Below are 12,364 nucleotides of genomic sequence, written 5' to 3'. Positions count from 1 at the left end.
AGAGGAATCATTAATATGCGTTCAATTAAAATTGCTTTATTTGGCATTTTCTCAGTTGCTATGGTTGCCGGAGTTCAGGCAGCAGAATCGACCCAAAGCGATGCGGTTGCCACCATTACCGCCGCACAACAGCAAGTGATTACGGCCAAGGGCATAATTAAAGATATTGATATTGAAAATAAAAAAATTACGATTGCACATGAGGCTATTCCGGCAGTCAGTTGGCCAGCAATGACCATGCGATTTACCTTCAGCGAATTAGACGCCAATATTAAATCACTGAAAGCTGGGAATAATGTAAATTTTAGTTTTATTCAGCAAGGTAATACTTCTCTGCTTCAGGAAATTAAGGCTAATTAGTGAGGTTCACTTCAAAATGGTGGATGACGCTATCGCTTATCCACCCTACAAATCCCGCTTGCCATTTTATTTATCAGGAAGAAATATGGCTTCTTTAAAAATAAAAAATACTGCGCTTATTATCAGCAGTCTGATCGTCGGAGGGATAATATCCGTTGCTGCTTACCGCTATTTTGCTTCTGTCCCTAAAATGGCCACGCAATCGACCGAGCGTAAGGTGCTTTTTTGGTATGACCCAATGAAACCCGATACCAGGTTTGATAAGCCCGGGAAGTCGCCCTTTATGGATATGGATCTGGTGCCGAAATATGCCGATGAAGGTAGCAGCGAAAATAATCAGGGCATTCGTATCGATCCGGCACAAGTGCAAAATCTGGGGCTGAAAACTGAAAAAGTCCAAATGGGGCGCTTAACCTATTCCCAGACGATTCCCGCCAATGTCAGTTTTAACGAATACCAGTTTGTTATTGTACAAGCGCGTTCAGAGGGGTTTATTGAAAAAGTTTATCCGCTGACGATTGGCGATAAAGTAAAAAAAGGCACCCCGCTGGTGGATATTACGATCCCTGAATGGGTCGAGGCGCAGAGCGAATATCTATTACTGTCTGAAACCGGTGGCTCCGCGACACAACTCAAAGGTGTGCTCGAACGTCTTCGTCTGGCGGGGATGTCTGAAGAAGATATTCAGCGCTTACGCAGCACGCGTTCTATTCAGACTCGCTTCACGATTAAAGCGCCGATTGATGGCGTGATCACCGCGTTTGATCTGAGAACCGGGATGAACATTTCAAAAGATAAAGTGGTGGCCCAGATTCAGGGCATGGACCCGGTGTGGATTAGCGCCGCCGTCCCCGAATCTATCGTGTATCTGCTCAAAGAGTCCTCCCAGTTTGAGATTTCTGTCCCGGCATACCCTGGCAAAACTTTCACCATCGAAAAATGGTTAATCCTGCCGAGCCTCGACCCGGTTACGCGAACCCTTCAAGTGCGCCTGCAAGTCGATAATAAAGATGAGCAACTGAAACCCGGTATGAACGCCTACCTGAAGCTCAATACCCAAAGCCCGGAAATGTTGCTGATTCCTTCGCAGGCGGTTATCGACAATGGCCGTGAACAACGGGTGATTACCGTTGATCATGCAGGCCAGTTTGTGCCGAAGCAAATCAAAGTACTGCATGAATCCCAAAACCAGACGGGGATTGAATCAGGCCTGAGTGAAGGGGAATCCGTTGTTGTCGGTGGTCTGTTCCTGATTGACTCGGAAGCCAATATTAGCGGAGCGCTGGATCGTATGCGTCAGAGCAATGCTTCCGCCAACGCGCATCCAGAAAAGTAAGGAGACGAAGATGATTGAATGGATTATCAGGCGCTCTGTGGCGAACCGCTTTCTGATAATGATGGCGGCCTTGTTCCTGAGCATTTGGGGAACCTGGACCATTATCAACACGCCGGTAGACGCCTTACCTGACCTCTCGGACGTTCAGGTGATTATTAAGACCAGCTACCCAGGCCAGGCGCCTGAGATTGTTGAAAACCAGGTGACTTACCCGCTGACGACCACCATGCTTTCAGTGCCTGGCGCCAAAACGGTGCGCGGTTTCTCGCAGTTTGGTGACTCATACGTCTACGTGATTTTCGAAGATGGCACCGATCTGTACTGGGCGCGTTCGCGGGTCATGGAGTACCTCAACCAGGTGCAGGCTAAGTTGCCTGCGGGCGTTAACACCGAGATTGGCCCTGATGCGACCGGCGTGGGCTGGGTGTTTGAGTACGCGCTGGTTGACCGCAGCGGTAAACATGATCTCGCCGAATTACGTTCACTTCAGGACTGGTTCCTGAAATATGAGTTAAAAACCATTCCTAATGTCGCGGAAGTGGCCTCGGTGGGCGGCGTGGTTAAGCAGTACCAAATCCAGATCAACCCAATGAAACTGGCGCAATATGGCGTGACGCTGGGCGAGGTGAAAAATGCGCTTGGCTCTTCTAATCAGGAAGCGGGCGGTTCGTCCGTTGAGATGTCCGAAGCGGAGTACATGGTTCGTGCCAGTGGTTATCTGCAAAATATTGATGACTTCAATAATATCGTGCTGAAAACCGTCGAAAACGGCGTGCCGGTTTATTTAAGGGATGTGGCGCGCGTGCAGATTGGGCCAGAAATGCGCCGTGGCATTGCCGAGCTTAATGGTCAGGGAGAAGTTGCCGGAGGCGTGGTGCTGTTGCGCTCCGGAAAGAATGCGCGCGATGTTATTGCCGCGGTTAAAGACAAACTTGAGGTGCTGAAAAAAAGCCTGCCGGAAGGCGTAGAAGTGGTGACGACATATGACCGTAGCCAGTTGATTGACCGTTCAATTGAAAACCTCAGCCATAAATTGCTGGAAGAATTTATCGTTGTCGCCGTGGTCTGTGCCCTGTTCCTCTGGCACTTGCGTTCCGCGCTGGTCGCTATTATTTCGCTCCCGCTCGGGCTGTGTATTGCCTTTATCATCATGCATTTTCAGGGGTTAAACGCCAACATGATGTCGCTGGGCGGCATTGCGATTGCGGTGGGGGCAATGGTGGATGCCGCCATTGTGATGATAGAAAACGCGCATAAACGGCTTGAGGACTGGGGGCATAACCACGCGGGGAAAAGTATTGATAACGAAACGCGCTGGAAAGTGATTACCGATGCCTCTGTTGAAGTTGGCCCTGCCCTGTTTATCAGCCTGCTGATCATCACCCTGTCGTTCATTCCGATTTTTACTCTGGAAGGGCAAGAAGGACGTTTATTCGGGCCTCTGGCCTTTACCAAAACCTATGCGATGGCCGGTTCCGCATTGCTGGCGATTATGGTCATTCCTATTCTGATGGGTTTTTGGATCAGAGGGAAAATCCCTGCGGAAAACAGTAATCCACTGAACCGCATGCTGATAAAGATGTATCACCCGTTTTTGCTCAAAGTCCTGCAATGGCCAAAATTAACTCTGCTGGTGGCGGTGTTATCAATAATCACCGTGATATGGCCGCTCAGCAAAGTAGGCGGTGAATTCCTGCCGAAAATTAACGAAGGCGATTTACTGTATATGCCTTCAACGCTGCCCGGTGTCTCTCCTGGCCAGGCGGCGCAAATCCTGCAAACCACTGATAAACTGATTAAAACCGTGCCGGAAGTGGCTTCGGTGTTTGGTAAGTCTGGCAAAGCAGAAACGGCGACCGATTCCGCCCCGCTGGAAATGGTGGAAACCACCATTCAACTGAAGCCGCAGGATCAGTGGCGACCAGGGATGACCGTCGACAAAATCATTGAAGAGCTGGATGCCACGGTGCGCTTACCGGGGCTGGCGAATCTCTGGGTTCAGCCGATTCGCAACCGCATTGATATGCTGTCTACCGGCATCAAAAGCCCGATCGGTATCAAAGTCTCCGGCACCGATCTTACCGACCTGGATGAAACTGCACGGCGTATTGAAGTAGTCGCCAGAACGGTTCCTGGTGTGACTTCGGCACTGGCCGACCGCCTGGAAGGTGGGCGTTATATTGATGTGAAAATCAACCGCGAAAAAGCTTCACGCTATGGTATGACCGTGGGCGACGTTCAGCTGTTTATCTCCTCTGCCATCGGCGGTGCCACGGTGGGTGAAACGGTGGAAGGTGTGGCACGCTATCCAATCAACATTCGTTACCCGCAAGGCTTGCGCGATAGCCCGGAAACGCTGAAAAAATTGCCAATCCTCACGCCAATGAAGCAGCAAATCACGCTCGGTGATGTGGCCGACGTCAGCGTCCTCTCTGGCCCATCGATGCTCAAAACCGAGAATGCGCGCCCGACCAACTGGATTTACATTGATGCGCGTGGGCGTGACATGGTGTCGATTGTCGACGATCTGAAAAAGGTAATTGATGAAAAGGTGAAACTTAAACCGGGCACCAGCGTGTCGTATTCCGGGCAGTTTGAATTACTGGAACACGCCAACAAGAAACTGAAACTGATGGTGCCAATGACCCTCGTGATTATCTTTGTGTTGTTGTATCTGGCCTTCCGCCGCTTTGATGAAGCGTTACTGATTCTGATGAGCCTGCCGTTCGCTTTAGTGGGCGGTATTTGGTTCCTGTACTGGCAAGGGTTCCATATGTCAGTCGCCACCGGTACCGGTTTTATCGCCCTCGCTGGGGTTTCCGCGGAGTTTGGCGTGGTGATGCTGATGTACTTGCGCCAGGCTATTGAAGCGAATCCGCAACTCGCGCCCCCGGAAACGTTCACCAGCGAAGGGCTTGATGATGCGCTTTACCACGGTGCGGTGTTGCGCGTCCGGCCAAAAGCGATGACGGTGGCAGTGATTATTGCTGGCCTGTTACCTATTTTGTGGGGAACCGGAGCGGGGTCAGAAGTGATGAGCCGAATTGCTGCGCCAATGATCGGCGGGATGATTACCGCACCGTTGTTATCGATGTTTATCATTCCGGCGGCCTACAAATTAATCTGGCTACGCCGACACAAAAGCTAACTGACTAAACGGCTCCCGGCTCCGGGAGCCAAATTCGCCAGTCAGTTTAAAATTGGTTATCATCCGCACCCACTCTTCATCCGGGTAGCCTGATGTCTACGATTATCGATACCTTTATTGCCCCGCCGTGCCATGACACGATCGAAAATCTCTATCAGGACGATCACCTGGTCATTATCAATAAACCCAGCGGGCTGCTCAGCCTGTCGGGGAAAAATCCGCAAAATCTCGATTCGGTGCATCATCGGCTGGTACAGATATTCGCAGGCTGCACCCTGGTGCACCGCCTGGATTTCGGAACTTCCGGGCTGATGGTGATTGCCCGCAATAAAGCGATAAATGCCGCCCTTTGCCAACAATTCAGCCAGCGCACAGTGACCAAAGTTTACAGTGCGCTGCTGTGTGGGCATGTGGAGCACAACGAAGGATTGATAGACGCAGCGATTGCCAAAGACCCGGCGCTGTTCCCGCTGATGTCAATTTGCGCAATCCACGGCAAGCCAGCTCGCTCTTTCTATCAGGTCGTTGAACGCTTTTATCATGAACTGGCAGACGGGAAGTTACTGCCGTTGACGCGGGTACAGCTCACCCCAGAAACCGGGCGTACTCATCAACTCCGCATCCACTGCCAGCAATTGGGCCACCCTATTTTGGGTTGCGACCTGTATGGTGGCCGCCTGCTGCCAGGCACGGAACAAACACCTCGGCTGATGCTGCACGCCAGTGAGCTACATTTTGTTCATCCCATTAGCGGGGAGTTGATCAAAGCCCATCACGCCAGCCCGTTCTAAAAGGGAAAGCTGATGGTATAGCGCAGCAGAACTTTTCGTATGGTTTGATTGATGAAATAGATGATTTCATCGTTTTATTTACTCGCTGAATATATCCGCCAGCAAAAGCGGAGAAAAAGTATTATGCTTCACTGAATGATTAAGAACTGTCTGCTTGATCATTCCGACAAATCATTCCCCGGATAAATTTGTGTCGTTCAGCACACGTTTCCTGGTAGTTATGTCAGAGATGAAATTATATTCACCCCAAGTGTATTTTGTGCGCTTGTCGGGATTGATTTGTCACGATGCAGGTTGGCTGCATTATCGCGATATACTGGAATCTGGTAACTTATGGTTATTAATTTGTCCCGTCCTGCCTCGCTAACACCTAAAGCATTTCGCCATGATGTCAATGGGCTGCGAGCCTGGTCAGTATTAGCAGTCGTATTTTATCACTTTGGTATACCTGGATTTGGCGGCGGTTTTGCCGGGGTTGATGTATTTTTTGTCATCTCTGGATTCTTGATGACGGCCATCATCATAAACGGGCTGGAACTCGGGAAATTTTCGCTGTGGGCTTTTTATCTGGCGCGAGCCCGACGGATTATTCCGGCTTTAATAGTGTTATGCGTGGTGTTGCTCATTATTGGCTGGTTATGGTTGCCCACGGCAGACTATCGCGTACTGGCGGCCAATGCTGTAACGGCGTTAACCTTTGTCTCCAATCTAAAGTTCTGGCGTGAAGCGGGTTATTTCGATATTGCTTCCCACGAAAATTGGTTGCTACACACCTGGTCACTCTCGCTGGAGTGGCAATTTTATATTTTGCTGCCACTGGGCTGCATATTAATTTGGCGTTGGTTTGGTCGTCGTGGAGTTAAGTTTGCGCTGATTGCCGCAGGAGTGTTGTCGCTGGCGCTCTCGTTTTACGCCAGCCCACGGTTACCCGGGAGCGCATTCTATTTATTACCCACGCGCGCCTGGGAAATGTTAGCCGGTAGTTTGGTGTGGTGGCTAACTCGCCAACATTCCATGCCGCAGCAACTTGCCCGCGTGTTAGAGTTTATCGGTTTTATATTAATGGCGCTGTCGGTGACATTATTTGATTCTTCCCGACCATGGCCCGGTGTTTATGCCATGGTGCCAGTAATGGGTGCGATGTTAGTTTTAATTGCTAATCGCCAGCAGTCTATTTTTACATCCAATATCATCGCCCGCCAAATCGGCGCCAGTTCTTACTCTATTTACCTTTGGCATTGGCCCTTAGTGGTCGCGTTGACCTATGCCAGCAAGCAGTACCATCCTGGCTGGATTGTGGCGGGAATAATATTGAGTGTGTTACTGGGTAAGGCTTCTTTACTCCTGGTAGAAAACCCGGCCCGTAAAATACTCGCTTCGGTATCGCCCGGTAAGCAAAATTGGGTATTAGGAGCGGCCGTGATGTGTGCCGTATTACTGGCTGTGGCGGCTCGTTATCAACAACTGGAGAACCGTATTAATCCGGCGATTGAAATGGCGATGACTCCGAAGCTTAACAACGCTTCCCGTATGCAAGATTGCCTTCTTACGCCTGGCGAAGGTAGTGAGTCGCCGAAATGTAGTTATGGCGAAGGTGAACTAACAGCTATTGTATTAGGTGATAGCCATGCAGGTATGGTGGCATCTGTTATTGCTGATGTTGCACCCGGCTCTGTTATTGAGATGGATTATGCCAGTTGCCCGACTGTATTAGATTTTAAACGAAGGGAAGATATTAATGATGATTGTAAAACTTTTAATGATAAAGCCATTCAATTACTAAATCACGAGTACAAAAACAAACTGGTCTTTATTGCCAACAGAAGTTCTCTTGCTCTCCTTGGGCAAAATGAAAAGGATGCTTTTTTTAATATCCCGATGGGATACTTTGACACCCTAAATGATCGACCAAGCCCAAATTTAAATAAACAATTTACAGCGCAATTAATAAAAACCATGTGTGCCATTGAAAACAGCCAAAGGGTATTTTTAGTTCGCCCAATCCCTGAGATGGCAATGGATGTTCCCAATACCATGGCCAGAGCGCTTATGTTTGGCAACCCCGCCCGCGATATATCTATTTCACTGAAAGAATATCAGCAACGTCAAAAGGTGATTTGGGATGCGCAAGATGAGGCCTCGATGCAGTGTGGGGTCAAAATTCTCGACCCTCTACCTTATCTTTGCCACAGTGGTCGTTGCTGGGGTAACCAGGGAGGTCAACCGCTCTACTCTGATGATAATCATCTAAGTGAGTTTGGAAGTCAGTTATTGATACCGATGTTCCGACAAGCATTTAAACCAGAGGAATATACCGAGCTGACTAAATCGCCGGGGAATGGATAGATATGCCGATGAAGTCGATACCCATCCCATTGCAATAGGAACTGCATCGTGACTGCGCCTAACCTCTGGCATTCACAGTGTGCGTAGTGTCTCGGCTACATACTGTTGTTAGGCGCAATACCTGGTCTCATACCGGTTTGATGTTCTGATTCATCCGGAAGAGGTTCGTCGGGTCGTACTTATTCTTGAGTTCCACAAGTCGGTTGTAGGTTGCACCGTAAGCAAAAGCGATACGGTCGCTCTCCTCCTGGGTGAGGAAATTGATATACGCACCGCTGCTGGCAAACGGTTGTGACTTAGCGAAGAATTCGCGCGCCCAGGCGATGCAGTGCTCATCCTCGGCGGCCGACTCCCAGCGACCGTGCACATTCATCACGTAATTGGCATCCCGGCTTGAGTAAGCCATGGCATCGGGCGCGACACTTGCTGTCTGGCCTCCAATCGTCCCGATGAAAATCTCACACTGAGGTGACGGCAATCTGGCAGCGTATTCGATGATGGCATCGATAACGCCCTCACTGAGTTGCGAGAAGTTATGTGACTTCCAGTAATTGCGCGCCCCCTTCGACAATAGCGGGTCGAATGCCTGCTGCCAGGCGATATAAGGCTGTACTCCGATATGCTCGCCAAGCACCGTGCCGAACTCACGTAGCGGCTCGATAAGCTTCTCGCCCTCTTTAGGGTCGCCCACATAACACAGCGCCAGCGCGACCATCTCTTTCCCGTGAACGTCGTCGGGCAAGAACGGAAGTGGAGGCGCCTTACGCGTGACCATCCAAACATTGAGCTCTTCCGGCATCGTCTCGGTGAACCGGGCGAACTGCGAGATAACAAGTTTTGCCTGAGAGAACGGAAAGACGATCAGCCCACTCAGCACGTTCGGCCCAACGGGATGGAGCTGGAATTCGAAGCGAGTCACAACTCCGAAATTGCCACCCCCGCCCCGCAGCCCCCAAAAGAGATCCGCATTTTCTGTTTCGCTGGCATGAAGTTGGCTGCCATCCGCGGTGATAACCTCCGCGGAGACCAGATTATCTATAGTCATACCGTACTTGCGACTCAGCCAGCCGAAACCCCCACCGAGTGTCAGGCCGGCCACACCGGTGGTCGAGTTGATGCCCAGGGGCGTGGCAAGGCCATGTGCCTGCACTACCTCATCAAAGTCGCCCAGGGTGCAGCCTGGCTCGACGCGGGCCCTTCTGGTGGAGAGATCCACTTGCACTTTCTTCATCAGTGAAAGGTCGATCATCAAACCGTCGTCGCACACGGCATTGCCCGCGATGTTGTGCCCTCCTCCACGGATTGAAATGAGGAGATTTTGCGTTCGTCCAAATTCGATGGCCTGCATGACATCCTCAGGTGAGATGCAGCGTGCTATCAGTGCAGGTTTACGGTCGATCATGGCATTCCAGATCTGGCGAACCTCGTCGTAGCCAGCCTCGTCAGGAAGAATCACTTCCCCCAGAAAATGGCTTTTGAACTCGTCGATATTGACCTTTAGTAACTCCTTCATGATTGTCTCCTGGCTTTGAATAACCCTACTAATTATGGTTGATTTCCTGAGCGCTGATGCTTTGAAGGGTATTTATTGGGAAGTGTTTTGCTCTGGCCTGAATCAGAGTCAACACCGGATTATTCATCTAGCTGAGACGGGATTTTCTTGATGGAATAGGTTTGATTTTGATAGCGCCTGATGGCGAATATTTGAACCCCCTAAGGGGCTGATATGAATGGCTGAGCAAAGCCTGCAAGATTAATTAAGCCGGATAAGCGTCGACGCCATCCGGCCTTGATTACAACAGGTTAACTGATACGGGCGAATCCGGCTTCCAGATCGGCAATCAGGTCGTCAATATCTTCCAGCCCAATATGCACTCTGATTAGCGTTCCGCTAAAATCGACATTTCCTGCAGGGCGAATACTGTTCAGCTCCTCCGGCTGATTCGCCAGAACTAACGACTCAAATCCACCCCAGGAATAGGCCATGTGGAACAATGAGAAGTTATCGAGGAAATTAGCCATCTGTTCGTCAGTCAGTCTCTTTTTCAGTACAAACGAGAACAGACCCGAGCTACCAGCAAAGTCACGCTGAAAATATTCATGGCCTGGACATTCAGGTAATGCTGGATGATTCACCCGAGCGACTTCCGGTCTTGCCGACAGCCAACGGGCGATATGAATACTGCTCTCCTGATGCTGTTTAAGACGCACCGCCAGCGTGCGTAATCCACGGCTACCGTTGTAAGCCGTGTCGGCGTCCAGCGTTTGTCCCATCAGATAGGAGTTCTCACGCAGACGATCCCAGCAACGGGCGTTAGAGACTGCCGTACCCAGCATGCCGTCTGAATGGCCAATGGTGTACTTAGTACCCGCCTGAATGGAAATATCCACCCCAAAATCCAGTGCTTTAAACAACACGCCCGCCGCCCAGGTATTATCGATCATGATGACGATCTCCGGATTCACCGCGCGGATTGCCTTCACCATCCCCGGTACGTCCTGGACTTCCATAGTGATTGAACTCGGCGACTCCAGGAACACTACCTTAGTTTCTGGGCGGAGAAGGTCAACAATGCCAGCGCCAATCAGTGGATTGTAATATGTGGTTTCAACGTTGAATTTACTCAGGATCTTATTACAGAAATCCTGGGTTGGTTCATAAGCCGCCCCCGTCATCAGAATATGGTCACCACTTTGTACAAATGCCAGAATTGCATTGGTTACCGCGGCTGCACCGCACGGATAAAGCGCGCAGCCCACGCCACCTTCCAGTTCGCTCATTGCCTGCTGAAAGGCAAAGTGCGTGTAGGTTCCGCGACGGCCGTAAAACAGTTCACCGTTAGCGCGATTGGCCGTAGCAAACTTTTTATCTTTCACGGTATCGAACACCAACGAAGAAGCGCGCTGGATAACTGGATTCACCGCCCCTTGGGTAAAACGTTTGTCGCGTCCGGCGACGACCAGTTGAGTTTCAAGCTTAATTGCGTCTTTCATAACATCTCCTGTTCTTTAATCCGTGTGAAAACCTATACAACAGCGGCAGTAGAGCTAATTTCGGCGTTGGTCTGCTTTTTACCAGCGAACCGCTCGACAATCTGTGCCGCATTCAAATCGTGGATAACATTAATCAGCGTGGCTGGTGCATCCGTAATCGTGCCCAGCACCACCAGCATCGGGATCGCTTCCATCGGTAGCCCTAGCGTGGTGACAATAAAGATCTCTCCCAGAAACGCACCACCCGGTACACCGCCGACGATAATGGCGGAGAGGACAGCAATCAGCATTGTCAGGAAGAAAGTCTCGGTGGTGAATTCCATTCCCAGCACGGAATAGATAAAGACAATTTTCAACGCGGCAATCATCGCCACGCCGCCTTTATTGAGATTGACCAGCAGCGGAATGGACACATCAACGATTTCCGGGTTAATCCCCATCGCTTTACCGGCGCGCAGCGTAACGGGTAGCGTACCCAGTGAAGAACAGGTGCCCAGCGCAGTTGCCGAAGGTTCAATCGCATTACGCCAGAAGGCTCTGACCGCAGGAATTCCGCCACCGATGTATGAATAGAGAATAGAGCCGAAAATGAAGTAGACCAGCGTGGCAACCATAAACAGGCCAATCGCACGGGCAAAGGTTAACAACAGGGCAGAATCCTGACTGGCCATCGTTGCGGCGAAATAGCAGCCAAGGCCTATCGGTGCCACTTTCATAATGATTGAAACGATTTTCATGATGACGGTATTGGCATCTTCCAGCAGCAATGCAATACGTTTACCCGCCTGCTCCGACTGCCCAATCGCAACGCCTGCAATAATCGCCATTACGATCAGCGCCAGAATATTGGACTTTGAGAACAACCCGATAAAGTCATTCGTGGTGATCATACTGACAAAATCCATCTTTCCACTGCCCGCCTGCACGGATTGTGAGAGATCGATAGTGACGCCCTGCGCGGGGTTATACCATAGCGCCAGCGCCACAATCCCGGCAGCAGGAATAAAGGCCATCGAGATAGAAACAATGAAGATAATCGCCATAATACGTCCCAGCCTTTTCAGGTCGGTCATACTGGCGATAGAAGACATGACGCTGATCCCTACCAGCGGCACAATAATCATAAACAACAGGTTTAAAAATATCTGCCCTATTGGCTGGAGTGTACTTGCAAACGTTGGGGCGTATATACCTAACAACCCACCAATAACCAGTGCAATTAATAAAATAATAGAAGATCTGTAGGGTTCAAGTCGTGACCACATAACCGGTACCTTTTAATTTAAATTATATTAAATGAGATTAAATTCACAATTTGATGACTTTCTTTTTCGCCTCCTTATATTTTGTGACGTAACTCACTTAAGTTGCTATTTTTTCATTTTGCCA

Annotated in this window: 8 protein-coding genes; 5 read left to right on the top strand and 3 right to left on the bottom strand. The window is 50.0% G+C overall.

From position 1 onward, the window contains the following. Positions 1-15: 15 nt before the first annotated feature. From cusF to D8682_RS24390, 5 genes are all read left to right on the top strand, one after another. On the top strand, positions 16-360 hold the full coding sequence (gene cusF, locus D8682_RS24410; RefSeq protein ID WP_121815371.1) for a cation efflux system protein CusF: 345 nt from the start codon (positions 16-18) through the stop codon (positions 358-360). Between the two features lie 85 nt (positions 361-445). Further along, entirely contained in the window at positions 446-1,696 is a 1,251-nt protein-coding gene (locus D8682_RS24405) for an efflux RND transporter periplasmic adaptor subunit (protein WP_121815370.1), read from the top strand. Between the two features lie 10 nt (positions 1,697-1,706). Continuing rightward, on the top strand, positions 1,707-4,844 hold the full coding sequence (locus D8682_RS24400) for a CusA/CzcA family heavy metal efflux RND transporter (RefSeq protein ID WP_121815369.1): 3,138 nt from the start codon (positions 1,707-1,709) through the stop codon (positions 4,842-4,844). Positions 4,845-4,936: 92 nt separating this feature from the next. Further along, positions 4,937-5,635 carry an RluA family pseudouridine synthase gene (locus D8682_RS24395; protein ID WP_121815368.1) on the top strand — a complete coding sequence of 233 codons (699 nt, stop codon included), beginning with the start codon at positions 4,937-4,939 and terminating at the stop codon, positions 5,633-5,635. A gap of 333 nt (positions 5,636-5,968) precedes the next feature. Beyond that, the gene (locus tag D8682_RS24390) at positions 5,969-7,981 is read left to right on the top strand and encodes an acyltransferase family protein (protein WP_121815367.1); all 2,013 of its coding nucleotides are present in this window, start codon (positions 5,969-5,971) and stop codon (positions 7,979-7,981) included. Positions 7,982-8,108: 127 nt separating this feature from the next. Here D8682_RS24390 and D8682_RS24385 read toward each other — a convergent pair whose 3' ends face one another. The 3 genes from D8682_RS24385 to D8682_RS24375 form a co-directional block, all read right to left on the bottom strand. Then, positions 8,109-9,494: an FAD-binding oxidoreductase gene (locus D8682_RS24385; protein ID WP_121815366.1), complete on the bottom strand. Its 1,386-nt coding sequence runs from the start codon at positions 9,492-9,494 to the stop codon at positions 8,109-8,111. A gap of 290 nt (positions 9,495-9,784) precedes the next feature. Further along, the gene (gene metC / locus D8682_RS24380) at positions 9,785-10,975 is read right to left on the bottom strand and encodes a cystathionine beta-lyase (protein ID WP_064545393.1); all 1,191 of its coding nucleotides are present in this window, start codon (positions 10,973-10,975) and stop codon (positions 9,785-9,787) included. 32 nt (positions 10,976-11,007) lie between these two features. Continuing rightward, positions 11,008-12,240: a dicarboxylate/amino acid:cation symporter gene (locus D8682_RS24375; protein WP_064545391.1), complete on the bottom strand. Its 1,233-nt coding sequence runs from the start codon at positions 12,238-12,240 to the stop codon at positions 11,008-11,010. Positions 12,241-12,364: the final 124 nt, after the last annotated feature.

It is taken from the genome of Buttiauxella sp. 3AFRM03 (assembly GCF_003675305.1).
Classification (GTDB): Bacteria; Pseudomonadota; Gammaproteobacteria; order Enterobacterales; family Enterobacteriaceae; genus Buttiauxella; species Buttiauxella ferragutiae.
Note: the sequence above shows the minus strand (reverse complement) of the source record. Positions and strands in the feature narration are given on the sequence as shown.

Excerpts from the sequence above, each read along its gene's own strand:
- cusF (WP_121815371.1), top strand. The coding sequence starts at position 16 with ATGCGTTCAATTAAAATTGCTTTATTTGGCATTTTCTCAGTTGCTATG.
- D8682_RS24405 (WP_121815370.1), top strand. The coding sequence starts at position 446 with ATGGCTTCTTTAAAAATAAAAAATACTGCGCTTATTATCAGCAGTCTG.
- D8682_RS24400 (WP_121815369.1), top strand. The coding sequence starts at position 1,707 with ATGATTGAATGGATTATCAGGCGCTCTGTGGCGAACCGCTTTCTGATA.
- D8682_RS24395 (WP_121815368.1), top strand. The coding sequence starts at position 4,937 with ATGTCTACGATTATCGATACCTTTATTGCCCCGCCGTGCCATGACACG.
- D8682_RS24390 (WP_121815367.1), top strand. The coding sequence starts at position 5,969 with ATGGTTATTAATTTGTCCCGTCCTGCCTCGCTAACACCTAAAGCATTT.
- D8682_RS24385 (WP_121815366.1), bottom strand. The coding sequence starts at position 9,494 with ATGAAGGAGTTACTAAAGGTCAATATCGACGAGTTCAAAAGCCATTTT.
- metC (WP_064545393.1), bottom strand. The coding sequence starts at position 10,975 with ATGAAAGACGCAATTAAGCTTGAAACTCAACTGGTCGTCGCCGGACGC.
- D8682_RS24375 (WP_064545391.1), bottom strand. The coding sequence starts at position 12,240 with ATGTGGTCACGACTTGAACCCTACAGATCTTCTATTATTTTATTAATT.